This is a genomic window from uncultured Imperialibacter sp. (assembly GCF_963974565.1).
GTDB classification, from domain to species: domain Bacteria; phylum Bacteroidota; class Bacteroidia; order Cytophagales; family Cyclobacteriaceae; genus Imperialibacter; species Imperialibacter roseus.
Genome location: NZ_CAXBCJ010000001.1, coordinates 1 through 26,408, shown reverse-complemented (window position 1 = coordinate 26,408; position 26,408 = coordinate 1). Strand labels below are relative to the sequence as shown.

At 47.6% G+C, this 26,408-nt stretch carries 28 protein-coding genes; 9 read left to right on the top strand and 19 right to left on the bottom strand.

Annotation, left to right across the window (positions count from 1 at the left end; all coding sequences use genetic code 11):
- Positions 1-172 precede the first annotated feature (172 nt).
- A complete protein-coding gene (locus AAC052_RS00140) occupies positions 173-1,075 on the bottom strand; it encodes an NAD(P)-dependent oxidoreductase (protein WP_339809988.1) in 903 nt (300 codons plus the stop codon).
- Positions 1,076-1,309: 234 nt separating this feature from the next.
- Here AAC052_RS00140 and AAC052_RS00135 point away from each other — a divergent pair, with 234 nt between their 5' ends.
- Together AAC052_RS00135 and AAC052_RS00130 are read left to right on the top strand one after the other, a co-directional pair.
- Positions 1,310-2,332 (top strand): LLM class flavin-dependent oxidoreductase, encoded by a 1,023-nt coding sequence (locus tag AAC052_RS00135; protein WP_339809985.1) that lies wholly within the window; start codon positions 1,310-1,312, stop codon positions 2,330-2,332.
- A 14-nt stretch (positions 2,333-2,346) separates the two neighbouring features.
- Positions 2,347-3,429, top strand: a complete 1,083-nt coding sequence (locus tag AAC052_RS00130; protein ID WP_339809983.1) for an NAD(P)-binding domain-containing protein — start codon at positions 2,347-2,349, stop codon at positions 3,427-3,429.
- Between the two features lie 59 nt (positions 3,430-3,488).
- Here the strand turns inward: AAC052_RS00130 and AAC052_RS00125 are convergent, their stop codons facing one another.
- Positions 3,489-3,644, bottom strand: a complete 156-nt coding sequence (locus AAC052_RS00125) for a hypothetical protein (protein ID WP_339809981.1) — start codon at positions 3,642-3,644, stop codon at positions 3,489-3,491.
- On the bottom strand, positions 3,634-4,098 hold the full coding sequence (locus tag AAC052_RS00120) for a hypothetical protein (RefSeq protein WP_339809978.1): 465 nt from the start codon (positions 4,096-4,098) through the stop codon (positions 3,634-3,636). Before AAC052_RS00120 ends, AAC052_RS00125 begins: the two co-directional genes overlap by 11 nt.
- 415 nt (positions 4,099-4,513) lie before the next feature.
- On the opposite strand from AAC052_RS00120, the gene AAC052_RS00115 reads away from it, so the two are divergent.
- The 3 genes from AAC052_RS00115 to AAC052_RS00105 all read left to right on the top strand — a co-directional run bounded on the left by AAC052_RS00115 (position 4,514) and on the right by AAC052_RS00105 (position 6,856).
- Positions 4,514-4,681: a hypothetical protein gene (locus AAC052_RS00115; protein WP_339809976.1), complete on the top strand. Its 168-nt coding sequence runs from the start codon at positions 4,514-4,516 to the stop codon at positions 4,679-4,681.
- 122 nt (positions 4,682-4,803) lie between these two features.
- Positions 4,804-5,640, top strand: coding sequence for an SH3 domain-containing protein (locus AAC052_RS00110; protein WP_339809973.1), 837 nt, complete (start codon positions 4,804-4,806; stop codon positions 5,638-5,640).
- Between the two features lie 118 nt (positions 5,641-5,758).
- Entirely contained in the window at positions 5,759-6,856 is a 1,098-nt protein-coding gene (locus tag AAC052_RS00105) for an AbiH family protein (protein ID WP_339809970.1), read from the top strand.
- A gap of 122 nt (positions 6,857-6,978) precedes the next feature.
- On the opposite strand, the gene AAC052_RS00100 is transcribed toward AAC052_RS00105, so the two are convergent.
- From AAC052_RS00100 to AAC052_RS00085, 4 genes are all read right to left on the bottom strand, one after another.
- On the bottom strand, positions 6,979-7,356 hold the full coding sequence (locus tag AAC052_RS00100; RefSeq protein WP_339809967.1) for a hypothetical protein: 378 nt from the start codon (positions 7,354-7,356) through the stop codon (positions 6,979-6,981).
- 143 nt (positions 7,357-7,499) lie between these two features.
- Positions 7,500-9,422 (bottom strand): prolyl oligopeptidase family serine peptidase, encoded by a 1,923-nt coding sequence (locus AAC052_RS00095; RefSeq protein ID WP_339809965.1) that lies wholly within the window; start codon positions 9,420-9,422, stop codon positions 7,500-7,502.
- A gap of 197 nt (positions 9,423-9,619) precedes the next feature.
- Entirely contained in the window at positions 9,620-9,919 is a 300-nt protein-coding gene (locus AAC052_RS00090; protein WP_317490576.1) for a DUF1801 domain-containing protein, read from the bottom strand.
- A 122-nt stretch (positions 9,920-10,041) separates the two neighbouring features.
- Positions 10,042-10,917, bottom strand: coding sequence for a cyclase family protein (locus tag AAC052_RS00085; protein ID WP_317490577.1), 876 nt, complete (start codon positions 10,915-10,917; stop codon positions 10,042-10,044).
- A gap of 156 nt (positions 10,918-11,073) precedes the next feature.
- Between AAC052_RS00085 and AAC052_RS00080 the strand changes: the two genes are divergently transcribed.
- Positions 11,074-12,759, top strand: a complete 1,686-nt coding sequence (locus AAC052_RS00080) for a GMC family oxidoreductase (RefSeq protein ID WP_317490578.1) — start codon at positions 11,074-11,076, stop codon at positions 12,757-12,759.
- A gap of 10 nt (positions 12,760-12,769) precedes the next feature.
- On the top strand, positions 12,770-13,333 hold the full coding sequence (locus AAC052_RS00075; RefSeq protein ID WP_317490579.1) for a gluconate 2-dehydrogenase subunit 3 family protein: 564 nt from the start codon (positions 12,770-12,772) through the stop codon (positions 13,331-13,333).
- Here the strand turns inward: AAC052_RS00075 and AAC052_RS00070 are convergent.
- From AAC052_RS00070 to nudK, 6 genes are all read right to left on the bottom strand, one after another.
- Positions 13,330-13,623, bottom strand: coding sequence for a hypothetical protein (locus AAC052_RS00070; protein WP_339809960.1), 294 nt, complete (start codon positions 13,621-13,623; stop codon positions 13,330-13,332). The two genes, AAC052_RS00075 and AAC052_RS00070, sit on opposite strands and share 4 nt — an antisense overlap.
- 37 nt (positions 13,624-13,660) lie before the next feature.
- On the bottom strand, positions 13,661-13,879 hold the full coding sequence (locus tag AAC052_RS00065; protein ID WP_317490581.1) for a hypothetical protein: 219 nt from the start codon (positions 13,877-13,879) through the stop codon (positions 13,661-13,663).
- Positions 13,880-13,963: 84 nt separating this feature from the next.
- Positions 13,964-14,305: a hypothetical protein gene (locus AAC052_RS00060; protein WP_317490582.1), complete on the bottom strand. Its 342-nt coding sequence runs from the start codon at positions 14,303-14,305 to the stop codon at positions 13,964-13,966.
- Positions 14,306-14,427: 122 nt separating this feature from the next.
- The gene (locus AAC052_RS00055; protein WP_339809958.1) at positions 14,428-15,456 is read right to left on the bottom strand and encodes a glycoside hydrolase family 43 protein; all 1,029 of its coding nucleotides are present in this window, start codon (positions 15,454-15,456) and stop codon (positions 14,428-14,430) included.
- A gap of 45 nt (positions 15,457-15,501) precedes the next feature.
- Positions 15,502-16,044 (bottom strand): DinB family protein, encoded by a 543-nt coding sequence (locus AAC052_RS00050; RefSeq protein WP_339809956.1) that lies wholly within the window; start codon positions 16,042-16,044, stop codon positions 15,502-15,504.
- A 203-nt stretch (positions 16,045-16,247) separates the two neighbouring features.
- On the bottom strand, positions 16,248-16,829 hold the full coding sequence (gene nudK / locus AAC052_RS00045; protein WP_317490585.1) for a GDP-mannose pyrophosphatase NudK: 582 nt from the start codon (positions 16,827-16,829) through the stop codon (positions 16,248-16,250).
- 82 nt (positions 16,830-16,911) lie between these two features.
- Between nudK and AAC052_RS00040 the strand changes: the two genes are divergently transcribed.
- Positions 16,912-17,658, top strand: a complete 747-nt coding sequence (locus tag AAC052_RS00040; RefSeq protein ID WP_339809953.1) for a DeoR/GlpR family DNA-binding transcription regulator — start codon at positions 16,912-16,914, stop codon at positions 17,656-17,658.
- A gap of 1 nt (position 17,659) precedes the next feature.
- Here the strand turns inward: AAC052_RS00040 and AAC052_RS00035 are convergent, their stop codons facing one another.
- The 4 genes from AAC052_RS00035 to AAC052_RS00020 all read right to left on the bottom strand — a co-directional run bounded on the left by AAC052_RS00035 (position 17,660) and on the right by AAC052_RS00020 (position 21,449).
- Positions 17,660-18,904 carry an ectonucleotide pyrophosphatase/phosphodiesterase gene (locus AAC052_RS00035; protein WP_339809950.1) on the bottom strand — a complete coding sequence of 415 codons (1,245 nt, stop codon included), beginning with the start codon at positions 18,902-18,904 and terminating at the stop codon, positions 17,660-17,662.
- A gap of 86 nt (positions 18,905-18,990) precedes the next feature.
- Positions 18,991-19,701, bottom strand: coding sequence for a hypothetical protein (locus AAC052_RS00030; protein WP_339809948.1), 711 nt, complete (start codon positions 19,699-19,701; stop codon positions 18,991-18,993).
- Positions 19,702-19,707: 6 nt separating this feature from the next.
- The gene (locus AAC052_RS00025) at positions 19,708-20,874 is read right to left on the bottom strand and encodes a cellulase family glycosylhydrolase (protein WP_339809946.1); all 1,167 of its coding nucleotides are present in this window, start codon (positions 20,872-20,874) and stop codon (positions 19,708-19,710) included.
- 368 nt (positions 20,875-21,242) lie between these two features.
- On the bottom strand, positions 21,243-21,449 hold the full coding sequence (locus AAC052_RS00020) for a hypothetical protein (protein ID WP_317490590.1): 207 nt from the start codon (positions 21,447-21,449) through the stop codon (positions 21,243-21,245).
- Positions 21,450-21,566: 117 nt separating this feature from the next.
- Between AAC052_RS00020 and AAC052_RS00015 the strand changes: the two genes are divergently transcribed.
- Positions 21,567-22,340: a ThuA domain-containing protein gene (locus tag AAC052_RS00015; protein WP_339809943.1), complete on the top strand. Its 774-nt coding sequence runs from the start codon at positions 21,567-21,569 to the stop codon at positions 22,338-22,340.
- Positions 22,341-22,400: 60 nt separating this feature from the next.
- On the opposite strand, the gene AAC052_RS00010 is transcribed toward AAC052_RS00015, so the two are convergent.
- Positions 22,401-25,568, bottom strand: a complete 3,168-nt coding sequence (locus AAC052_RS00010) for a glycosyl hydrolase (protein WP_339809940.1) — start codon at positions 25,566-25,568, stop codon at positions 22,401-22,403.
- A 137-nt stretch (positions 25,569-25,705) separates the two neighbouring features.
- Positions 25,706-26,149 (bottom strand): hypothetical protein, encoded by a 444-nt coding sequence (locus AAC052_RS00005; protein WP_339809938.1) that lies wholly within the window; start codon positions 26,147-26,149, stop codon positions 25,706-25,708.
- Positions 26,150-26,408 lie beyond the last annotated feature (259 nt).

Here is a 26,408-nt window from a genome sequence, read left to right as displayed (position 1 = left end):
GGAATGAACCAAGTATAGGCGCCGGCACGGTAGCGATGGATTGTGCGCTTGGGGCCGTCAGCCGCCGGAGTGAGGTTCACCGGTGTCTGACGGCTCTTGCTTGGGGGCTATTTGGCCGTGCCGACACCTGCGTTGGCCATGCCTTCAGCGCACGTCGAAGGGCAGCTGCCCATCAATCCCATTTCACGTATTTCCGCCAGTTATGCTGCTCTTTGAAGCCCAACACTTCTCGAATTTTGCGGTTTGAAAACAGGGCCTCATGTTCCTCCAGCTCACGGGTAATGGGCACTCCCGGGAAGAACCGCTCTGCCAGTTCTTTGCTTGGAATAATTGCACCATTGTGATCGTTGCCCGCATTGAAAACCTGATAGCCCAGGCCGTCTTTTTTCAGGCATAAATCCACAATCTGCCCCAGGTCACGTGCGTCAATATAACAGAAGGCATTCCTGCGGCGCACTTCAGGATTTTTGAAATAGCCGGGAAATAGTTCAGCGTATTCATGAGGCTCAATCACGTTGCCGATACGAAGGGCGTAAATATCAAAGCCCGAACGTCGCTGGAAGCTACGGGCTGTTTTCTCATTGACCACCTTTGATAGGCCATAGCTATCCATGGGGTCAACGTCATAGTCTTCTTCCAGTGGCAGCGTATGAGGATCAGTTTTACCATCGGAAAAGCAAACGCCGTAGGTGGTTTCCGACGAAGCGATGATGATCTTCTTAATCCCAAGTTTTACAGCCGCCTCGATCAAATTATAGGTGCCAACGGTGTTGACCCTGAACGTTTCATTGTCCGGAGTGATCAGAATTCGGGGCACGGCGGCGAAATGGACTACAGCATCAAACTTTGGCACGCCATTGCCTGCCTCCAACTCATCCAGCCCGGCATACGAACTCATGGCATTGAACATTTGTCCGGAATCGGTAATGTCGGCCCTGAGGTTGTCAACACCCGGGTGGTGCAAAGGCACAAGGTCGACGTTCATCACTCTGTATCCCTGGTTGAGAAGATAGGGTACAACGTGTCTGCCGGCTTTTCCTGATCCGCCTGTGAAAAGTATTCGCTTGTTAGCCATTCATTCTGTTGTTTAGTGCTGAAAGCAACTTACGCACTGAGGGAAATAAAGCCAACTGGTGAAGAGAATAATGACGTGCCAGGTAAAAGCTGAGGTACGCAGTTCATGGCAAGGGCACCAATTTTTATTTCACAATGTTTCACGTTAGCTGCGATCAAACAGCATTAAATTCCGGCTTTGTAAGTAAGTCGGTGCACTATATTTAAGCATTACAATCAATCCCCAGGGGGAATTATGAAGAAAATTGGGTTTTTATCATTTGGGCACTGGGACAACCACCCGGCCTATGCCACCAAAACTGCCAGCGACACTTTGTTGCAATCCATCGATTTGGCAGTAGCAGCCGAAGAGATTGGGCTGGACGGGGCCTATTTCCGGGTCCATCACTTCGCCAAACAACTGGCCTCTCCGTTTCCTTTGCTCTCGGCCATTGGGGCTAAGACCAGCAAAATCGAGATTGGCACCGGGGTCATTGATATGCGCTACGAAAATCCACTCTACATGGTGGAGGATGCCAGTGCTGCTGACCTAATATCAGGCGGCAGGTTACAACTAGGCATCAGCAGGGGCTCCCCAGAGCAGGTAATTGATGGATGGAGATACTTTGGTTATGAGCCCGAGGAAGGAGAGTCCGACGCCGACATGGGTCGCCGGAAGGGATTGGAGTTTTACGAAAAGCTGAAGGGGGAGGGCTTTGCGCAGCCGAATCCCTACCCGATGTTTCCTAATCCGCCTGGCTTGTTACGATTGGAACCCTATTCAAAGGGGCTGCGTGACCGCATTTGGTGGGGATCGGGTTCCGACGCCACGGCAGAGTGGGCGGGGAAAATGGGCATGAACCTCCAAAGTTCTACCTTGAAATTCGATGAAAGTGGCAAGCCATTTCACGTGCAGCAAGCTGAGCAGATTCGCTTATACAAGCAGGCCTGGAAGGAAGCGGGTCACGAGCGGGAGCCGAGAATCTCGGTGAGCCGGTCCATCTTTGCGCTGGTCAATCAGCAGGACAGGTATTATTTCGGTCAGGAAGCGAACAGAACAGATAAGATCGGTTTTATCGAAAGTAACAGAAAGGCTATCTTCGGCAGGAGCTATGCCGCCGAGCCTGACCAATTGATTAAAGAACTGGGGCAGGATGAAGCTATTCAGGAGGCTGACACCCTTCTTTTGACCATACCAAATACCTTAGGTGTGGATTACAATGTGCATGTGCTTTCTTCCATTCTGGAGCATGTAGCGCCAGGGCTGGGATGGCGCTAACCTGATGGTTTTGAATGGCTAACAGAATTCGCTACAAAACCAAAGTTGCGGTGATAGGGGCAGGACAGGCCGGACTTTCCACGGCTCATCATTTGAAGAGACGTGGGCTGGAAGTCGGAAAGGATTTTGTGGTCCTCGATGAGGCACCCAGTCCCGGCGGGGCCTGGCAGTTTCGGTGGCCTTCGCTCACGCTAAGCACAGTGAACAGGATTCACGACCTGCCGGGTATGCCGTTTGAAGAGACGATAGCAACGAACGCCACCGAAGTGAAGGCGAGTGTGGCGGTGCCACACTACTATGAGTTGTACGAAAAGAAGTTCGGTCTGCAGGTATATCGTCCGCTCAAGGTAGAGAAGGTGTACTGGCACAACGACCGGCTGCATATCGATACGTCTACTGCGCTGTTTTCAACTCAGGGACTGGTCAATGCCACGGGCACCTGGCAAAATCCCTACATTCCCGAGTACCCCGGCGCCGCCCTTTTTGAGGGGGAGCAGCTGCATACCAGGGATTTCAAGACCGCCGATTATTTCAAAGGCAAGCACGTGGTGATAGTAGGGGCGGGTATCTCTGCCATTCAGTTGCTAGACCAGATATCGAAAGTGACCACTACCACGTGGGTGACCCGGCGACCACCGGAATTCAGAGAAGGACCTTTTGACGATGCAGCAGGGCACAATGCCGTGGCGATGGTGGAGGAAAGAGTACGGAAAGGTCTGCCGCCGCTGTCGGTAGTGTCGGTCACGGGACTGCCCTTGTCGCCGACTGTTCTTGATATGAAAAAGCGGGGCGTACTCAACCGGGTCCCTATGTTCAGCGAGATCACCCCAACGGGCGTAAAGTGGGCCGATGGCAGAGAGGAAAAAGCCGACGTAATCCTTTGGAATACGGGCTTTAAAGGCGCCTTGTCTCATCTGGATGCTGTGCTGCCAAGAGAAGAGGGTGGCGGAATTGTCATGGCAGGCAGCCTGGCCACTATGGTCGCCAATGAGCCCCGGATCCATCTGGTGGGCTATGGGCCTTCCGCCTCTACCATTGGCGCCAATCGTGCGGGCGGCGCAGCCGCCAGGGAATTGATGAGGGAACTGGGGTTGTAGGGCTGACGGAAGTCTGTCTGTTTTGAACCACAAGGGAGCCCCTTGCCGCAGGGGAGAGATTAGGTACTTGGTTTAACCCGGCTGTCTAATCTGACTTTTTTGAAATAGGCGATAATTTCTTCTGCCGTCATTTTCGCCAATTCAGCGCTCAATTTGTCTTTTTGCTCTCTTGAGAATTTGACAGCATCAAATTCTTTCTTTGTTTCAGTTTCCATAACTCATTAAATCTCTTGGTGAGCGAATTTCCAATTGTTTATATCCATTTTTTATATTGATGGAATTAAAGCCACGTATCCTGTCAACGTTTACTATATGTTTAAAATTCCAACTAACAAGCAAATCAGCTTGATTGATGGTTGCCAATGCAATATGCAGACAGTCCGCATAGCTGGTTTGGCCGACGACTTTTTGCGTTATGTATTCCATTGCTAAACCCAACGCATCTTCATTTTCTTCAAGGAATTCTGTGTATTCACTTTTCAAGTTAGAAACTAGTTTGATAATTTTTTCGGGTGCGGGATCGAGTTCCCTTTGCAAAACAGCAGAAAATAGAATTTGAAACTCTCCTTTACTTATTCGTTCGAAAAGCGGTTTCGTGAACTCCTCAAATTCACTATCAAAATATCCTCCAAAAACCGAGGTATCAAGATATAGTCGCTGCCTTTTCATTCAATAAATTTACAAAACCCAACTGGATATTTGTTTTTATGACCGATTTTCCCGCATTTGGAAGTTGGCGGACGTCAGGTTACTATAAGCCACAAGGCTGCCCTGCCGGGAGAGACCCTTGCGGCATTTGGGAGATGTGGCTCTTCGGGATGTTCCGTAGGGCATCGCTGAGCGATACTCCCGAAGGTAGAATAAATTCGGATTTTTAATCCGGCATAACGAACTCTCCAAACTAATTCCCTACCTTAATTCATGGCCTTTGAATACCGGATAAAAGACCAGTATGGTCAATATTTTGTCACCTTCACGGTTCACCAATGGGTAGATGTTTTTACGAGGGAGGATTTAAATTCCTAATTATTAAGACTTGGTTGCCATCCAATTGACATCAGGTCGCCAAAAGAAATTATTGACTATGAAAACTAAAGTAAAAAGCACGACCATCGAGGGGTTCAAGGCAGTGGAATTCATGAGAGAGGCAAGGGATAAAATTAGCGTTGATATTCAGGATATGAATTTCGAGGAAATAAAAAAGTACTTCGAAAAGCGTAAAAATGAGAAGAAAGCACAATCTGAGGAATAGGGCGGAAGCTTTGTTATCGAATACGACAAGCCTACGTGGTGGCTCGGTTCGCCGAGTGCTAAAATTGCGGCATGGTGACCTTCGGAAGATGTTGGATGGCAGAGGCTAACTTTTTAAGATAAATGAAACACACAGCCATACTCCTTCTTTTGTTGCCAATCCATCTGCTTGCTCAAGCAAGACTAGGTCAAATTAACGATCCTGATGGCTATACCAACGTGCGAAGTGAGCCAAGTGGCCAGGCAGGAATTATCGGCAAGATTAGTGACGGAGAAATATTTGAATTTGATGTGTCTGGATCAAGTTGGTACAAAGTCTGGACTAATTATGGTCTTTCTGGATACATGCACAGCTCGAAAATTCAAGAAGCAAAGCTTGAATGTGGTTGCAATGGGTATGGGGGTGTAAACAGCAAACCTATATTGAGATATACTGAAGGCGGAAGAGTGCTATCGGTATGTGGTACCATAGACTCAGTAGCAAATAACATGATTTATGGAACGGAAATGCTTGTGCAGGATTGTTTGAGTCGTGCAGAGCTAAATGAACCCTCGATATTGCCCCAAAAGGTGGAGCTGAAAGATGGGAGGATTTCAATCACAGAGCTCGCAAATTTGCCTGTTTCGAAAAGCTGGAAGTATAGCCTTGTTCCGGTAACGAAGAACTCTTATTTTTTCATTGATGATCGTTTTATCAAGCAGATCAATGCTGGCGCTTATTCATTCCCAAAATTCTCGACAAATGAGCTGGAAGAAGAATTGGAGAAGTTGAAATCAGGGCTTTCTAATGCTAGTCTGCACTTGTCCATCGACATAGCTCTCGTATTAGCACTCAATGACTGCGACGATTGTGTGGCACTTTTTTTGGACCTGGGAGACTATTTAGGTGGTGGCCTGGATGGGGAAAATGGTGAGAGGTATCTTGAGGCGCTCAGGGTATATGGATTGAATAAAAAATAGGGAGCGAGCCCGGTTAAGAACCTAGAGTTGGAGTATTTCGGATTAACACAAGGCATGACGCTCTTGCGGTAAGGGGAGAGTGAGTGAACCGCACTACATGTAGATAAAGTTGTTCTCTATGAATAGATTAGTAATAGTTGGTAACGGATTTGATTTAGCGCATGGATTGCCCACCAGTTATAATCACTTTGTTGATCATTATTTTACTTCGGTTGCTAAAAACTTAGAGACCAAGTATTCACATGAGGACGACTTACTAAGAGCTTCAACTACGATTGGCAATTTTAAAACATTCAATATAAACAGCTTCGAAAAATTCAAGGAAGCGAAGGAACAAAAATTATTGAGAGCAGAATTTAACAACTCATTCTTCGAGACAATGGTATTTCAAAAATTCGAGAACTGGGTTGGAATAGAAGAACTCTATTATAATACTTTAACCAGTATCGTACAGGATCAAATTAGAGCCAGGACATTTTTGGATATATCAACAAGGCGAGAATTCTCAAGAAAGGCTAGAGAATTGAATGAAAAATTTGATCAGGTTAAGACTCATTTCCACAACTACTTGGTCTCTGAGGTTAAAGAACGTTATGAATTCAGAACACTTCAGGAATTCATTGGCCCATTTTACAGCGATTACCACACATTCAACCCACTGACGTTGAAATTAGCAAATATATATCCTCTTGAGAGGATATGTATTTTGAATTTCAACTACACCAAATTAGCTAATCTTTATCTGACTAAAGGGCTGCAGTCGAAAGGTTCAATATGTATTAATATTCATGGAGAACTCGAGTCTCAAATTAACCCAATAGTCTTCGGATATGGAGACGAAAGAGATCATGCTTTCTACTTGCTGGAAGATTTGGGAATAGACGATTTATTAGTCAATATTAAGTCAATTTGGTATCACAAGTCTTATAATTACTGGCAAATAAGCGAGTTTCTGAAGTCAAAGCCCTTCGAGATTGTGATTCTAGGGCATTCATGTGGGATGTCGGACAGAACATTGCTGAGCTGGATATTTGAGCATAAGAATTGCGTACGTTTACGCCCCTACTACTACGGAGGAATTGACGGATTTGACAAGCTTACAATCAATATTTCCAGAAATTTTGAGAACAAGGAAACTCAAAGAAAAGTCTTTCAATTTGACCAAGCACTTGTATTCCCAAGTGGGCAGCTAAATATTCAGAACCGAACGAAATAGTTCAATTTTTTCGCACGAGCGAAGCAGAAATATCGCTAATTTCTGCAATTTTCAGGAGCAGCCATATTCGGACTTCAAGTCCGGTGATTACCATTCGTCGGTGTAAACCCAAAGGAGTAATTCTATTTGTTATTTTTTTTCGTTAGCATTTTTATTCGCTCATATATTTTCAGTTGATCAGCATAGAATTGTTTGGCTGACTCAAATCCCATATTGAAATATCTATTATCATAGATTTTATTGTCATCTAATTCTGAGTATTCTACTGCAACTTTTAAATCATCAATAGCTTTATCCAATTCGTGCAGCTCCTTGAACGAACTACTTCTTAGAAAGCAGATATTACAGTCATTAGGCCGCTTTTTTAGGCAAATATTGAATTCATTAACGGCTTCCATGTGATTGCCATCCTTCTGGTGACTGACGGCTAGGTCGGCGTGATGTTGAAAGTCTTTTTTTTTGAGACCCCCTTTTGAGGAACTGAATAACTTATTAAACATATGAAATACTCTTATTGTGAGGTTAATGTATGTGTACGCCGTGATAGCAGCCTATCGCCGCTAGTTCGAGTCTGTGACTCTGGACTATTAATAAACCGGTTGTCGTCAGTCCTCATGACAAGAGTACTGACAACGAATTTGTATCACTCCGCCACCGGCTTTCCTTCGCCCTTCAAATACTTATCCAAAAACACCAGCACCTTGCCGTAGCCTTTGATCTCGTTTTCCTTTTTGCGGAAGCCGTGGCCTTCGTCGTCGAATACCACGTATTCTACCGGCACACCATTCGCTTTTACACCGGCTACTATCTCGTCAGATTCTACCGGGAGCACCCGCACGTCGTTGGCGCCTTGCAGTACCATGAGGGGTTTGGTTACCTTTTCGGTGTGGAAGAGAGGGGAGATTTCATACAACCTCACCGAGTCGGCTGTGTAGGGATCGCCCATTTCATCGTAAAGCGATTTGCGGAAGCTTTCCCAATACGGAGGGATGGACTTCAGCGTGCGCAGCCAGTTGGTTACGCCAAAGAGGTTCACGCCTACATTGAATTCTTCAGGCGCAAACGTAAGCGCCGCCATTACCATATAGCCGCCGTAGGAGCCACCAATAATGCCCACCTTCTCCATGTCAATCACCCCTGTAGATGCAAGGTAGGTTTTGCCGGCTACACAGTCTTTCAGGTCTTTGTCGCCATGGTTTTGGTCGTCCATGTGGTAGAAGGTTTTGCCATAGCCGCTGCTGCCCCGGTTGTTCACGGCCAGTATCGCATAGCCATGATTCACGAGGTATTGGATCAGGGCGAAGTAGCTCAGCCTTGTTTGTCCGCCCGGGCCGCCGTGCACCCACACGAGCGCAGGTACTTTGTCGCCAGGAGCTGCATTTTTAGGCTGGTAGTAAATGCCCGGAATCTCTGTGCCATCAAACGACTTGAAGCGCACTACCTTGCCCTCTACCAGGTCGCTGGCAGCCATTTCAGGATTGAGCGTGTCGGTGAGTTTGGTGAGGGCATTGGTTTCGAAGTTGTACACATAGATATTACTGGGCGACGCTGAGGTGCTCACGGTCAGGCGGGCCAGCTTCTCACTGTCGGAAATATTTACTGAGGCAATGCTGCCTCCTTCAATGGCAGGAAGCATCACTTCTTTGCCGGTGGTCATGTCGAAAATATGCACTTTGGTGGAGGCATCTTCGTTCACGCCAATCACCCGGTACTTTCCATTTTGTGACTCATAGGCGTACCACACATCCCATTTGTCTTCGTATACTTTTTCAGTGGCTTTTGTCTCCAGGTTCATCTTCATCAGGTAGACAAACTCTGCCCCTTCGTCGGTGGTGTAGTACAACTCCTTGTTGTCGAGGCTGAAGAACTGCGGGCCATATTGCACGTCACCCTCATGCTCGCTGATGTCGGTGGTTTCGCCGGTCGATTTGTTGTAGAGATACATCTTGGAGTCAGCGCTGGTGATGGACTCTGTCAAAGCGAAATAGTTCTTGTCTGGCGAAATGGCGGCCACGTCCCTGCCGTCGTTGTTTTGGTAGATCACCTCACCAAAACCGGTTTCGCTATCCAGAGACTCTATGGTACGCTCATACACGTCCATGAATTTGGGGTCACGCTTGTTGGAGGCAATGAACATGCTTTGCTTGTCCTGGCTCCAGCCGTAGAACGAGCTCTTGGCGCTGTCGTAAGGCGTCAGATCCTTCTGCGTGCCGTCGGGTGTTTGCAGGTAAATGTGGTTGTTTTCATTACCACCCTGGTCGGCGGTAAATATCAGCCTTTCATCGTTCGGGAAATAAGAAATAGCAAAATAGGAGTCGACGGTCGAGTTGGTCAGCTGTTTCTTTTCGCCTTTGCCATCCACCGGTATTTCGTAAGCATTGTAAATACCGGTTTCGTTAGTGGAAACGAGGAGTTTTGACTCATCAGGCGAGAAGCTGCCGCCGCTCACGTTGATGTTTTTGTAGAATTGCTCGATGGAATAAGTTTTCACAGCCACCTTCTCCGGAGTTTGTTCACAGCCGAAAAACAGGCCAAATGCCATTGCTGGCAGGATAAGTCTTTTCATAAGAATGGTAAATTTTGGTAATTAGGCAGGTATAAAGATAGGGGAAAAAGTGGGAGAGTAAGGAGTGGAAAAGTAAGAAGTAGTTGGTAAGCAGTAAGTTCCAGCAAATCGCTTTTTCTCACCTGCAATTTCATTTCACCTTTATTATCCCATTCTGTACAAATCCAGTGCATCATTTAGTAATTGCCTGATGGATTCTATCGGCAAGTCTGCGCTGGGGTTGACCCGAAAATTTTCATCCGTGACCGGTTGCCCTCTTCCAGCTCAGGGTGTTGCAGGTGTTTGCCTTCCACCATCAACAGGTAAGGCTCGTCGGTCTTCTTGTCGGTCCACAGGTAGCAGAACATCTTGTTCTTGTAACAGAAGCAGGGCATGCCATACTTCTGCGTTTCGGTTACCTCGTCGTCCTGTTGAAGGATGATGCTTCGCAGGGCCAGCAGACAGCTTTTGGCCGGCTCATTCTTGCTGAGGTAGTATTGGCTGTTGTCGTGAAGCATACGCTTAAATCACCGGAAACACGTTAGAAATTTCATTCACGGGTGTCCTGCCTTAAATAATTAACCATCGCAGGCAAGGCATGGCCGCCGCTAGCAGCACGAGCATTGATGATGGCGTTCATTTACAATTTGGCATACGCACGCACAGGGAAAGTTCCCATTCCTTTGACCTTTGGAGGCACAGCGTGGAAAGTGTAGCCGGCGGCGGGCAGCATATCAAGGTTACACATGTGCTCCACAATCAGGATGTCGGCGCCCAGCAGGGTGGAATGAACAGGGCGGGCTTTGCCTCTGGTGTCGTCGATGTTGTGGCTATCGATACCCACCAGCTTCACGTCGCATTCCCGCAGGTATTCAGCCGCTTCTTTGGTTACATAGGGGTGGTCAGTGAAATAGGCTTCCGTGTTCCAGTTGGTGGCCCAGCCAGAGTGCACCAGCACAGCCTTGTTCCTGATCTCTTTGTTTTTAAAAAAGTCGATACCAATTTCCGTGACACCCTTCGCTTCGATGGTAATGCCATTTAGACCTGTAAAGGCGTTAAGCGGCACTTCCGACAGGTCTGTTCCCTCTTCAAAAAAATGAAACGGGCAGTCAATGTAGGTGCCCGTATTAGCTACCATGTCAATGCGCCCAATCTGAACGGTCACGCCTTTCTCGTAGATTTCCTTTGACTGCTCTCTGCTCAGGTAGTCGCAAATAACAGGTGCAGGGAGGCCTTTGTAGGTGACCAAGCCATCAAACACAGTATGGCTGAGGTCGATAAGCTCTTCTCCCTGCGCAAGTGAGATAGGAGATCGCTTGTGCTCTTCAACGATGTAGCGTTTGTTAATGATCTTCACTTTGCCTACCATCAGCAGGCGCATGTCCCACACTATGTAGTCGGCCAGCTCTTTGTCGGAAATGGACTCCCCGCCAATATCGAGGCGAAATTCCTGTCCCTGTATACCCCCACCGTTGGTGAAGCTGATATCGAAGTCGAATATTACTCTTTTGGACATGGCTACAAACTCTGGTGATCAAAAAGTGATGAAAAATGGCTTGTCAGGAAGTGGTAGGTGTCAGTCATGTAAAAATACAATATTCTTGTTCAAGTCCCTCCCAATTTTTATAACTTGATAGATTAATGCTTAACTACAATACCCTGAATTTGCAATATGGATAACACCTTTGATGCCATCGTGATCGGCTCGGGAATTTCCGGTGGCTGGGCTGCGAAAGAGTTATGTGACAAAGGGTTAAGAACGCTTGTTCTGGAAAGAGGGCGGGATGTAGTGCATAATAAAGACTACCCTACGGCTAACCTCAGGCCCTGGGAGCTGAAACACAGAGGCGCTCTGACTAAAAAGTTCAAAGAGGCAAACCCGCTAATCACCAAAGCCGCCGGGTTTGGAGAGGACACAAAACACTTTTTTATTGAAGATAAAGACCATCCTTATGTGCAGGAGAAACCATTTGACTGGATCCGTGGCTATCAGGTAGGAGGCAAGTCGATTATCTGGGGCCGGGCCACCCAACGCTGGAGCAAGTATGAATTTACGGCACCGGAGCGCCATGAATATGGTATGAAGTGGCCCATAGGCTACGATGATGTGGCTCCCTGGTATTCGCATGTCGAAAAGTTCATGGGCGTATGCGGCACCAAAGATGGTATTGAAGCGATGCCTGATGGAGAGTTTCTGCCTCCTTTCCAGTTCAACTGTGTGGAGCAGCACATGAGCGACAAAATCAAAGAGCACTTCCCCGACCGGCACATGGTGCATGCCCGCTGGGCGCACATCACTGAGCCTCAGGAAATCCACATTCAGCAGGGAAGAGGCCAATGCCAGGCCCGCAACATGTGTATGCGGGGTTGTCCATTTGGTGGCTATTTCAGCTCTGTATCGTCCACTTTGCCCTGGGCAGATAAAACTGGTAATATGACTATTCGGCCTTTTTCTGTAGTGCACTCCATTCTTTATGATGAGGCTTCTGGCAAGGCCAGCGGTGTGCGGGTGATTGACGCCAATACCAAAGAGGTTACCGATTTCAAAGCCCGGATCATCTTCCTTAATGCCTCAGCGCTCAATAGCACCCTGATTATGCTGAACTCGAAGTCGAACCGCTTCCCCAATGGGCTGGGCAACGACAACGACTTGCTTGGCAGATATGTAGGGTTTCACAACTACCGGGGTTGGGCCGGAGGAGAGGTCGACGGGTTTGAAGACAAATACTATTACGGAAGAAACCCTACAGAGCCGATTATTGCCAACTTCCGGAATTTGGGCGATCGTGACACAGATTTTGTGGGCGGGTACACCATTTTCTCAGGTGCCTGGCGGGCGAGGGGTGTGCATTTCAAACAGCCTGCCATAGGTGCAGCCTATAAATTGTCGCAGACAGAACCTGGCGGCTGGCATGTGTATATGTACATGCAGGGAGAGACCATTCCCAAAGCGGAAAATCATGTGAGGCTAAGCGAAACAGAGAGAGACCAGTGGGGCATTCCCCTGCTGATAACATCTGTGGGCTACGACGACAACGACGAGAAAATGGTGGCCGATTTTCTTACCCAGGCTCGGCTGATGATGGAGAAAGCAGGCGTTAAAAACATAGAAACAAATGACAGCAAGCAAGCGCCAGGCCTCGACATCCATGAAATGGGTGGAGCGAGGATGGGCACCGATCCAGCCAATTCCATTTTGAATGAATGGAATCAGGTGCACCAATGCAAAAATGTGTTTGTGACCGACGGCGCCTGCATGACAAGCACAGGCAATCAGAGCCCATCCATTCTATACATGGCGCTGACGGCCAGGGCGGCTAACTATGCAGCGGAGGAGTTTAAGAAAGGCAATTTGTAAGCGAAGAGCTATGAACAGAAGAAAAGCGATATCAGCCACCGCACTGCTTATGGGAGGCACCATGGTGGGGGCCCAGGTATTTTTAACCGGGTGCAAGCCATCAGCTCCCAAGGAGGGGCTTTTTAGTGCGAATGACATTGCGTTGTTGGACGAAGTCGGTGAAACTATACTGCCGACCACCGAAGGTTCTCCAGGGGCAAGGGCCGCTAAAATCGGCGAGTTCATGAAGGCGATTGTTACTGACTGCTACAGCGAAGAGGAGCAAAAAGTATTTACAGAAGGACTTGTGAAGCTCAACAAGGCCAGCCAGCAAATGCAGGGGGATGACTTTATGCTCATTGGTGCTGAGAAGAGGGAGTTATTGCTTGTTGCCCTTTTGGAGCAAGCGGAAAAGTACAATGATAGCAAGGCTGAGGACGAGCCTGTTCACTACTTTAGCATGATGCATCAGCTCACCAATTGGGGCTATTTTTCTTCCGAGCCAGGCGCCACGCAGGCACTTAGATACATAGCTGTACCAGGGAGATGGGAGGGATGTGTGCCTTATGCTAAGGGCGATAGAGCCTGGGCTTAGGAAATGGCCCAATAGTCGGCAACAAGCAAGGAGAGGAAAAAGGAGAACGAGGTGATGAGCCTGCCGGAGAAGCCAAGGATTCGTTCTGTCAGGTGAAAGGGAGCAGCTTGCAAACCGAAGAAGATCGTTCCGTAAAAAAGAAAGGCAGGCAGGAACTCCAAAGACAATAGACCTTCAAAAGAGTACCTTCCTTCGTCAATGTAGAATAGCATGAGAGTGATTGTCGAGGCTATCGTCAAGAAGAGGCTATGAGCCAACTGGTTTTTTCTGGTGTGAACTAGTGCTTTCATAAAAGATTAGTTTTTACTTAATGCAGAGCGGGAGAGGTCAGCCATTTTTCTTCCAGAAGTCTTCGCTGCTCAAGGTTCTCTCATTTTTATGATCGTCCATTCCTTTATAAATGGATTCTTTTTGGCCCCCTGTCCAATCAGTATACCAATCTCCTTGCTCCGATGACTCTTTTAGTTGGCTAATGGCGTCAAGTAGAACCTCATCTTCAAGCTTTAGAATCCATTCAGCCAGTTGATTTCGGGTAGTCAAGGTCATATCACTTTCGTTTATAATAAATATAAGAAAAATTGGGTGAAGTCAGAAGCCGGGGTTTTAGACTTGAAAACAGTAATTGAAAAATTACAGCTTAATCAAATAACTATACTCATCAATCATTTCATGCTCTTTACTGAAGCTGGCGCCCTGCAACTCAAAGAAGCTGCAGCAATTTTCCGAAACACCTTTGTATACAATCGTACAAATCACGGTTCCGGCATCGCCAAGCTTTAGTTCAAACTCAGTGGATCGGTCTGCACTTTTCCAGCCTATTTCATCGGACACTATTTGGTTGTCAGTAATCAAAAAATCCACCTCTTGACCGGTATCCGTGGCTTTTAATGTGATGTCGGCCGTGTTGATCGTTCCATTTTCTATCAGATTAGCACCTGTTTCCAAATCCACAATTTCTAATTTGAAAGTCATTGGTGGACTGGTGCACTCAGATTTGCAGCCGCAGGAATAGGAAAAGAGTAAAACTATGGTACTGACAAAGAGCGTTCTCATGGGCGACTTTTTATTGTCCGAATATGCAAAACTGGCAATATTTAAAGTGGTCTGGCTTCCACACCTTCAAAAGTAATCTTTACAGGCTTAATGGTGCCATCTTCATTGAACTCCAGTTTGTCGATGCAGGTTACCCGATGGTCACGGCCTTCGTTCGGGATCGGGCGGCGGTGGTACACAATATACCACTCGTCGGTATTGGGCACATTGATGACCGAGTGATGACCGGAGCCGGTAGCTACTTCAGGATCCTGTGATAAGATGGTGCCAATTCTTTCAAACGGCCCGAGCAGCGAGTCGGAGATGGCATAAGCCACCCGGTAGGTTTCGTCTCCCCAGTTGCCCTCACTCCACATGAAGTAGTACTTCCCGTTTCTGATGGCAAAAGTGGGGCCTTCCACGTAGCCTTCCGGGGTAATTTCTTTCACCAGGTCACCATTCTCAAAAGGCACTAATGCTGTAAAATCATCGTTGAGCTGGCCAATATTGCAGTGACGCCATCCTCCGTATACTATGTAGTATTTCCCATCCAGGGCTTTGAAAACATACTGATCGATGGGTTGCGCACCGTTGTAGAACTGATCAATCAGCGGCTTGCCCAGGTAGTCGGCAAAAGGCCCGGCGGGACTGTCGGCCACACCAATGCCGATGCCACCTTGCTGTTTGGCTGCATCAGGATTGTCTTTCCAGTAGGGGCCGTCCTGATTTTGGATGTCGTTGGCGGCGAAAAACAGAAAATACTTTCCATCTTTTTCAATGGCCGAGGGTGCCCACATCGCTCGGTTGGCCCATTTCACAATGGTGGTGTCTATGATGTGCTCGTGCTTTGTCCAGGTGACGAGGTCTTTCGAAGAAAAAGCATCTAGAAATACTTGCTCCTCATATTTCGCTGAGAAAGTGGGGTAAATCCAGTACTCATCGCCAAACACCACACCTTCCGGGTCGGCATACCAGCCTTCCCATAAAGGATTGCCTGACAAGGCCTTCTCCTCAGGTTGACTGTTTTTAGTGTTTTGGTTACACCCAGATAGGACAAGTAGCAGTCCCGTAATAGCAAATGCTTTATTCATTGTAAAAGACTTGATGAACGAAAAAGTGAAGAAAGTGAGAGAATGCTAGAACTCAAAGAAGGGAGGCTCGATTCCTTTCAGTCTTAGATAGACAATGGCCTCAGCCCGGTGGTGGGAAGTGTGAGCAAATGCCCGGAGAAGTAAATCCCTTCCTGTGTGTTCCCGCCAGTAATTTTCGTCGATTACACTTTTTCTGTTCAGATCGGCGGCTGTTATCTTTTCGATCACAGAAGTGCAATAGTCAAAGTTCTCTTCAATGTAGGCCCTGGCTGTCGCTTTGGTGGTTTCTTTGGGTTCCGGCATGGCTTGCTTCCCCTCGAAGGGAGCTATGTAAAAAGAGTTCCAGAAGGCCATGTGCGTCAGCTGTTTGCCAAAGCCCATTTGCTCGGCGGTGGGCGCATAGTTGAAATACTCTTCTGGCATTTTGTCAAGCACTTTTAGCGTATAGCCTTTGCTGGTTTCCCAGCGGGGAAGGAAGTCGGATGTGAAATCAGCTGTGTGGCTTCGGCCCCAACCGGCTATTGGCAAGGCTGTGAGCAGTCCGGCACCCGCAGCTATTTTGGTGAGAGATTCTTGTCGGTTCATCATCAGAAGAGTTTACCGAAGATAAGGTTTTTGGGTGAAGGGCCAATTGTGAATCTAATGAATCCGTTTTGTTGCCATTTTTGCTGGAAAGGGCAAAAATGTCGCCAAAGCTACCTGCTGCCATTGGTCGGCGTGGGTTGAAGCCCACGCCTGTAATGTGCCGCCCTGATGGAGGCTCTCTGGTGTTGTTCGGTCGAAGCCTGTACCTAGTTTAATCTTTCGCTTAATCGTAAATGCTGTAACAAAATCACCGTCTTAGCGTCTTTGATTTCACTGGTTTTGATCATTTCGAGGGCTTTCGCAAAAGGAACCTCCAGCACATCAATGTCTTCGTGCTCATCCACGCCTCCACCGTCGCTTACTTTTTGTTCTTTGGTGTACCTGGCAATGAAAAAGTACAGGATCTCAGTGACCGACCCAGGACTCATGTAGAGTTCAAATACCTTCTCTGGCTGGCTGATCTTGTAACCCGTTTCTTCCTCTGTTTCCCTGCGAATGCACTCTTCCGGGCTATCTGCATCCAAAAGACCAGCGCACGCTTCGATCATCATTCCTGTCTCGTTGCCATTCACGTAGGTGGGCATGCGAAACTGTTGGGTAAGTATCACTGTTTTTTGTTCGGTGTTATAAAGCAAAATGGTCGCCCCATTTCCTCTGTCATAGCACTCTCTCGACTGGCTAAGCCATTCGCCTGCCTTTCCTTTGATCTGGAAGTCGACCTTGTAAAGCTTGTACCAGTTGCCGGAAAGCAACTCTTTCTTGTCTATCTTAATGTTCGGATTATTCATATACCAATCAATTATCGATCAAAAGTAATCATAAAACAATCATTTTCAATTATTCTCTTCTATCTTTACAAAAAAGAACTTCATGAGTAGTAAGGCACGGCAAAAAGGCATACTTGATCAATTGAAAACGGGAGAGGAGTTGTCGGTGAAGGAGCTGGCCGACCTGTTCGAGACTTCGGACATTACCATACGAAGAGACCTGGTAGCTCTTTCCGAAAAGGGACTACTGGTGCGCACCCATGGCGGGGCTATGCTGCCAGAAAGTACGAGTTTCCATCAAAAAGAGTTGAGAAGCAATGCAGCGAAGGCATCCATAGGCAAGCTGGCTGCTTCTTACGTGAAAACTGGAGACGTTGTTTTCATGGATTGCGGCAGCACCGTGTTTCAAATGTGCAAGCATTTAAGGCGGCTTGAAAAGCTAACCATTATCACCAATTCTCTTCCGATAGTGACGGAGCTTTTAGGCCAGCCAGGCTTCACGATCAACCTTGCTGGCGGAGAAATAGATGCCGGAAGGAAAGCAGTGCATGGTAGCATGGCGCTGGAGCATATTGCTCGCTACACAGCCGATAAAGCTTTTGTGGGAGTAGATGGCTTTTCGCTGGCCAACGGCCTGAGTGCCAGCGGCGAGAAGGAGGCTTCCATCACGCTGGCGATGGCACAACGGGCTGTGCAAACCTATCTGCTTTGCGATGCATCAAAACTGGAGAAGGATAGCTATCTGCAATTTGCCAACCACGGCTTGTACCAGCACCTGGTCACTGACAAGGCAGCACCGACGGAGTTGTTGTTATCGTACAAAGCTGCCGGCATATCAGTGATGCAATAGTTTATTCCTGGTAGATTGGTAATAGTACCGACAAGTCCCCGTCGATGTTCGCAGGTACTTCGAGGCCAAGTATCCTGGCTGCCAGTGGATAGACGTGAACATTTTCAAATGGAGGGATTGTTATTCCCTTCCGGATATTCGGGCCTTTTGCATAGAAAATAGCCCCCATTTCCGGAGTGACATTAGGATCAAAACCATGCACGCCCCAGGGGGTAGCCATGGGGGCTTTCGAGGTATCTGGTGATCCGTTTCTGAAGTAGTGGCCCTGTTCCATAACCAACAACAGATCACCGATTCTTGAGTGTTTATTATAATGCCATTTTTCCGGTGTTTCTTCCCTCCTGTACACTTTAAAGAAAGTTTCCCTGGCTAGCAAGGTCTGCAAAACATGTTCCCTGGAAGCACTATCATCTTCGTACACATGAACGATTGGCCCGCTGTTGGCAAACCTGATACTGTCCTCTGGCGCAAACAGGCTGTCCAGATAAACAAAGGTTTCCGGTGTTTCCTGCATTTCATACATTCCGTGGTCAGACGTTACTATAATGTTGACCGGTAATCCGATGCGGCTTATTTTCTCATCGATGATGCCCAGCAACCGATCCGCTTCCAGCACGGTTTCTTTCAATTTTTCAGAATTAGGGCCGGAATTATGCCCTTCACTATCCACTAGCGAAAAATATAAAGAAATGAACCTGGGTCTTTCGGATTCAGGCAATTGAAGCCATTCCACCACCTTATTGATGCGTGCCTCGTTAGGGACATCACCATCGTATATCTCATAGTAGTCGGGATAAGATCCCGCTACCGGCGCTTCTGATCCTACCCAAAAATACGAAGCCGACTTCAACCCCTGCTGCTGCGCCAGTTGCCAGAGAGGAAGGCCTCCATAAAAAAAAGCGTCCTGGACCAGCTCCCGTTTGCCCATGGTATAAACCACGTTTTGTGTAGAATCATAAAATGTGTTGTCGACCAGACCATGATGGCCCGGATACATGCCGGTGACGATGGTGTAGTGATTAGGGAAGGTTTTGCTGGGGAACGAAGGAATCATGGCCTTGGCCGCTGTTCCTTCCTCGATAAACTCCAGGAAATGGGGAGGCTGGAATGTGTTGACATAATCATGCCGAAAGCCATCGAAGGAGATGAGTAAGACATATGGCTCTTGCTTTTTGCCAGAGGTGCAGCTTTCAGAAACAACTGCAAGGGCAGCAAACAGTAAAAAAAGGGCAATGCGTTTGGTCATCGTATGGTTGGCTTATCAATGCTTAAAAATAGAGCAAAGGCACCAAAGCAGCGGCGACTTCACAAAAAGATAATGTAAGCAGGGTGTTAAGGCAGGATGTTGTAGGCAGCGGCGAACATGATCACTCTGTTGTTATAGCTTAGTTCGGGTTTTGCACAACCTTCGTAGCAAACTGCATCGTCGGCCTGGAATCGATAATAGAACTTTTTCCCCAGGATGACTGATGCCTCCAAAGTGAGCCTCTCGAATACCCTGATGCCTACGCTGGAAATCATTGGGAAAGCAAGGCGTAGCTTGCTGTTGTAGGGTGCCTCCAGGTTCAAGTTCTCAGACTGTTCATTTGGTGACAGATCGTCACGGTGACTCCTTGACGCCTGCTGCACAAAGGATGGCCCGAATCCCCAGCTCACGTAGGGCGTTACCTTAGTATTGAGGATGTCATAAGATATCCGAATAGGGGCGTAAACTCTCGAAACCTTGTAGGTCACTTCTGCTGCGTTGGACGGCGCACCAACAAATGAACTGGAAACGGTCGACTCATTTCTGTAGTGGCTGCCAGATTGAAGAAAGGTAGCTTCCGCCGTACCCCTTAACCGGTAGGGTAATTTGTAACTGGCAAAAATGCCCAGTGCTTTGGCATTGGTTGGAGTGTATGCTGCTTCCGGACTGTCGTCGGAAGGTGTTTTGCCCCAGCCGCTGTACCCCAACCCTCCTTTGAACCCAAAGCTAAAGTCGGACTGCCCGAAGCAAACAATGCTTTGAGCAGTAAATATTGCAAAGACGATGAGGCTTTTCATTCGTTGCTACACGTTCTTTGTCAGTAAGTTAAGCAATTTTCTGTCAAGTTTTAGTCCGTACCAGTCTTCGTAGTCAACATCTTCCCTGCCTGAATTGAGGATACCGAAGCTACCTTTAAACTCCCACAGAGCAAAGCCTATTTGGTTGGTGTGCAGAATATCCAACACGTCGCCAAACCAGGCGAGGAATACGTCGTGTGGCGTTTTGTTGAAGCAGCCACATTCGCCGCAGTGCACACCCACGCCCTGGTTTTTCAGTGCAATCCATGGCTCGTAAAATTTCTCGAGCATTTCTCTGCTCAGGTATTGGTCGCCTACCTGTCCGGGCCATTTCACTTCCGGCAGGTTATCAATGTCTTTCATGGCCCAGGGCGCTTTGTAGTGCGACACAATGCCAGGTGTGTAACCCCGACAGCTTTGGGCAATGTCGAGGTCGGCGATTTCGGGAATGACGGTGCTGCCTGTATTGTTCCCGTCTGCAATGATCAGGTGCTTTTTGTTGACGCTTTTGATAGCTTCGGAAGCTGCGATGGCCATTTTGCGGTAGACATCGCCTGGCACCGGCCCCCTTTTGGAGTGCTGGTCGTTCATGTCTTCCCTGTTGCTGGGCTCATTGAGCAGGTCAAAGCTTATTTTCTTTTTCGAGACATTTTTGAACCGGGTGGCCCAAAAGTTCCAGTGAAAGCAGAAGTCGTCAAGTGCTTGCTGATCGGTCCACAAATTGTAAGGCTCATGGAAGCCGGCATTTACACAGTAGCCGGGGCCCCGATGCAGGTTGAGGCTCACATGCAGTTTGTACTTGTGTGCCAGGTACACCAGCTCTTCAATTTTATCAGTCGCCTCAGTATCTATGTTGCGAACTTCTTCCGGCAGTATGTTTCGGCTGCGGTCGAATTTAAGGTAAGAGGGATACGCCATCGGTATTCTCACAAAGTCAAAACCCCAATCGGCCATCCATTTGAAGTATTCTTCTTTGGTGCCCTCACGGCCATTGGCCGGGTTGGGTGAGAAGAAGTCGAGAAGGTTGAAGCCTTTCCATTGGGGTAGTTTGTTTTGTGAAGCAGGGAAAGCTGAAAGGTCGAAAGGCGCATTGGCTGCCAGCAATGCTCCGGCAGCAGCAAGGCTTGATTTTTTCAGGAAATCACGGCGTTGGAGGGAATCGGGGTTGTTCATAGCGGGTGTTTTTTAGCAGTGTTTGACACACCCACTAAATATATCAATTACCCTTATTAAATGCCAAGAGGAAATGTTGGACGGCAATTATTAGGCCGAAATGCAGTAAGAACTTCATTGGCTACCTCCTACTCTTGATGATCTGATATTTCAGTCACCACAAAAAGATCTCCTTTGAAATGTCCGATTGCTCCGTATTTTTTATTGATCCTGAAATAGTAAATTTCGTGGTGTTTCGGGCGGCATTTTTTGAAAATGGCAGACTGAAGGTCTGCCGTTTTCGAGCAGTAGTTTAGCTTTAATATAGGGTTTAACAAGATTTCTTTCCTGAAGATATTGAAGCACTTTTTCAGACTTCTCTACAACCTTCATCTGATATCGATAAAGTCTTCATCATTCATTGTCTCCACCTCTTCGCAATCTTTTTTTCTTTTTTCTGTTGCATCTTCCTTCGAAAGAGGGAGAAGTTTTCCGATCTGAAAATTTTCAAGGAGGTAGTCCAATAAATCCCCCGGGTCTTCAAAACTTGTTTTCTTCCAGGAGCTATCAGTTTTCTTTATCTTTATAGTGGTCATTCTTGTAGTCTTGTGATTATATCAAAGTAAAAAAAATCATTGAAATAAATTAAGGTGCTGAATTCATTGTTGTATGAGACATTGCGACTTTCTTTCTAACTAACAGTAAAATTGGCCGTGAGAACCGTATTGATTAGCGTACTGCTTAGCTGCTTTTTTTCGGGGTCTCTTGATCTGCTGGCGAGTCAAGGAAGCGATGATACTCAATTCAAGGCCCTGGTGCTCTACGAAAACAGTGGTCACCACCGGGAGTACACCGATGCGGCAGTTCCCTGGCTGAAGCAGCTAGCGGCAGACAACTCTTTGGCGATGGATTTCATTACTTCTACTGATACGATCGACGAAGCTTTTTTGGCCAACTACCAGCTACTTATCCAGCTCGACTATCCGCCCTATGGTTGGAAAGAGGAGGCTGCAGCAGCTTTTGTAGGCTACATTGAAGAGGGCAGGGGTGGCTGGATAGGCTTCCATCATGCTACTTTACTCAGTGAGTTTGACGGTTACCCCATGTGGGACTGGTTTTCAGACTTCATGGGCGGCATCAGGTATCAAAACTACATAGCTACTTTTGCCGAAGCAGACGTTTGGGTTGAAACAAAAGAACATCCGGTGATGAAAGGGTTGCCAGGACGGTTCCGGGTCAAAAAAGAAGAGTGGTATACCTACAACCAAAGCCCCCGGCCTAATGTGAAGGTGCTGGCCTCTGTGGATGAAGCCACATATACACCTGACTCTGAAATCAAAATGGGAGACCATCCTGTGGTGTGGACGAATGAGAAGATGAAAGCAAGAAACGTCTATATTTTCATGGGGCATTCACCTCTCTTATTGGACAACGACGCCTATACCACCATGTTTAGAAACGCTATTTTCTGGGCGGCAGGGAAATGAATAAAAAAACCGGAAAGCTAAGCTCTCCGGTTTTCTTACTATTTCAATTCAAATACTTTGTTACATGCTTGAAGCGTCGCCTTTTTTCAGCATCACGGCTTCTACGCCTTTCTGCTTAGCCTTTTCGTTTAGCTGAGGGATATCGCTGTTCTTGATTTGCTCCCACTTGCTAAGCTGCTCATTGATGGCCGACTCAATTTCTGTTTTCACGGCAATGGTCTGGTCTGTGGGCTTATAGTCGCTGCTGTTGGCTACAGAGCTCAGGTGCCCTAGTTTGTTGTTCAGCCTGATGGGGTAGTTCAAAGGATCCTGACCACTGCGGTTTTTGGTCTGGTAGAGCTCTTCTTCTACAGCTGTCATCTTCTTGTTGATCTCGTTGATGGACTCAATCAGCTCTTTGTAAGCATCCTCTTTGCCCAGCCTTTCTTTCAGGTCATTCATTTGCACACGGGCAGAGCGAATGTCCTTAATTGTTTGGTGAGTTTCCGTCATTTTGGCGTTTACTCCCTGTATGAAGTCGAACTGAGCCTGGATGTCGGCCACAGTGCCTTCAGTACGTGGGTCTTTCAAAATGGTGAACTCAGTTTCGCTGGTCTTTCCATTGGCGGTAAGCCTGGCTTTGTAGGTGCCCGGCACTGCTTTTGGCCCACTCAAACGAGCCGCCCACATGATCAAGCCGTCGAAACCTTCCGGAGCTGAATATTGCATGTTCCAAACGAAGGTGTTGCTGCCCTTCTTTACAGTCAGTTTTTCGCCACGCTCTTTCGATACAGTAGAGAACTTCTTGATCAGGTCGCCGTCGGCTTCCATTACTTCCAACGTTACCGTGTCCTTTTCGCCAGGTTCGTTCTTGAGTGAAAAGAAAAACTGTACGCCATTGTGGTGGTTTTTGCCAGCGCCGGAAGGAACACGCCATGCAAAGCCGCCCATGCGGTAGCTGTCTATTGGCTTAAACAGGTGCACTTCAGCTGCCGCCACTGTGCTGTTGAGCTGATGCAAAGGTGTTAAATCGTCGATCAACCAGAAGCTTCTTCCCTGTGTGGCAGCGATCAGGTTATCGTTTTTGATGGTCAGGTCGGTGATTGGCACTGTGGGCAGGTTCAACTGAAATGTGGACCAGCTGGCACCGTCGTCGAACGAGATGTACATACCCGACTCCGTACCTGCATACAGCAAGCCTTTGCGCTTTGGATCGGCCCTCACCACACGGGTGAAGTGTGAGGGGTTGATGCCATTGGTGATTTGCTTCCAGGTTTTGCCGTAGTCTTCTGTTTTGAAAAGATATGGTTTGAAATCACCTATTTTGTATTGCGTACCGGCAAGGTAGGCACCTCCTTTTGTGAATGGGTCGGGGTCAATGCTGTTCCACATCACGTATTTGGGTGCTGTGGGAGGGGTTACGTTTTCCCATGTTTTTCCGGCGTCTTTGGTCACGTGCACCAGCCCGTCGTCAGAGCCTGTCCATATAAGATCCTTTTCAAAAGGCGATTCAACCGCTGTGAAGATAGTGGCATAGTACTCAACCGCTGTGTTGTCTTTGGTGATTGGGCCACCCGCAGGGCCTAACTTTTCTGGTTCAGCTCTGGTGAGGTCAGGGCTGATGGTTTCCCAGCTTTGGCCTTCGTTGTAGCTTACGTGTACCTGGTTGGAGGTCGTGTAAAGCTTGTTACTGTTGTGGGGAGAAAAGAAGATCGGGAAGTTCCACTGAAAACGGAACCTCATGCCTTCAGCACCATGACCCATTGGGTTGTCGGGCCACACGTTGATGTTTCTTTCTTCTGCTGAGGCATGATTAACTCTCGTAAGGTATCCGCCATAGCTACCCCCATACACGATATCATTATTGTCAGGATCGGGAGCAATATGGGCGCTTTCACCACCGGCAGTTTCTTCCCAGTCGCTTTCGGTGATGGCAGGTCCGTCTACTCTGTGGCGAATTCTTACCGTTGAGTTGTCCTGCTGAGCACCATAGATACGATAAGGAAAACTGTTATCAGTTACAACACGATAAAACTGTGAAGTTGGCTGGTTCATGTAGGTAGACCAGTTGTCGCCGGCGTCGAAGCTCACCTGTGCGCCGCCATCGTCTGCAACGATAATTCTGTTGTGGTCATCGGGCGCTATCCAAAGATCGTGATGGTCGCCATGCGGGGTTTCGTACTCTTCGTAGGTCTTGCCACCGTCTTTTGACTTGTGAAAGTTTACATTCATCACATAAACGATGTCCTCATTTTCGGTGTCGGCATATATCTTGGTATAATACCATGCACGCTGACGAAGGCTGCGGTCGCTGTTGATCAAGCTCCAGTTGTCTCCACCGTCATCGGAACGGTATACACCACCCTTGTCATTTTCTATGATGGCAAATACCCTGTTGGAATTAACCGGTGACACAGATACACCGGCAATGCCCCATATGCCAGATGGCAAACCTTTGTTGGTCGAGATGTTTTTCCAGGTATCACCGCCGTCAGTTGATTTCCAAAGGGCAGAACCTTCTCCACCACTGTCAAAACCATAAGGGGAGCGATTGAATCTCCATGTAGTGGCAAAGAGAACTCTTGGATTTCCCGGATCCATCGAAATGTCCACAGCGCCTGCATCTGCATTGGCAAAAAGTACTTTTTCCCAGCTCTTGCCCCCGTCTTTAGAGCGGTAAACACCACGGTCTGCTGAAGACTTCCAGATATCGCCCAATACAGCGGCGTATACCAGGTCAGGGTTTTTGGGGTGAATCCGAATTCTGGGGATATGGTAGGCCTTGGGAAGCCCCATATCTGTCCATGTTTTGCCAGCATCGGTAGATTTCATGATGCCAAACTGGCCGTCAGAAACGTTGCCCCTTACCGTACCTTCTCCGCCACCGACGTAGATCACGTTGTTGTCGTATTCGCTCACGGCTACTGCGCCAATAGAGCCTCCGAAGAAGCCGTCAGAGATGTTTTCCCAGCGCTGGCCGCCGTCAGTTGTTTTCCAAACGCCACCGCCGGTTGCGCCCATGTAAAAGAGATTGGGCTTATTGGGCACTCCTGTCACTGATGCGGCTCTGCCACCTCTGAAAGGGCCAATGGAGCGCCACTCTATCGCAGAATACAGTGATTCATCAAATTTGGTAGTTGCCGGAGCAGAGCTGCTTCCTCGTCGCTGGCTAAAAGCGTCGGTGGTGCCCATCAGGACAACCAAAGCCAGCAAAAAACCCTGCCAGGGCATTTTTGGGTTGTAAGTCATTTTCATATACAGTTTTCGATTAATTAATGAACCTTAACAAGTAGTAATGGGAGTCAAATTACACCAAGTGCAACTCAATTAAAATACAGAAAGGAGCAGCGAAAATAATGAAGGATGAACGGTGGCGGGGTTATTTTCTACTCTTCCGGGTGGCTGCTTTTCACGTCAGCAGCAAAGTAATTTTCCTTAGGTACCTTGTTGCCATTGAGTCCGTTGAGCATGGCTATTTGCCCCACGTGTGTGGCCATATCGAGGATAGGCCCTTGCAGTAACTTTTTCACAAGAGAAGGATCCAGCTCTTTTGCTTCCAGCACCCGGCTAAGGGCAGTTAAGCTGTCATTGAATCGGGCAACCTCTTTTGTAAAAGTGAGTGAGGACGGAGCAGGGCTGTTAAAATGGCCTTCTTCTACCATCATTGTTGCCTTCAAAGCCAAATCCGTCATATGGTTGATGATTTCATTGGGTGTTCGGGTATGACCACTGACTTTGTACTCCCCAAAGTCATCTGAAGTTTGGGCGACGGCCCTTGCCAGCCGATACCTGATTGCTGCCACTGTATGGCTTAGTAGTTCGTTGTTCATACTGCACAGATGGGATGCAAGAGAAGCAATTTAGGGCTAATTCCTAAAACGTCGATTCGTTTTATGGTTTTGTCAGAGCAAAACGCATTTAAAACTATTCAACTTTGAAATTCTTCTTTTTTACCCTTCCAGGTCGGCCCGTTCCACGTCGGTAACCCTAAAGGGAACGAAGAATTTCAAAGCTGTTACGGCCGGTCAGGCTCACCCTTTAGGCCTTATGATTGTAAAAGCATAAGCTTCTATGCAATTTAGTTTTGGA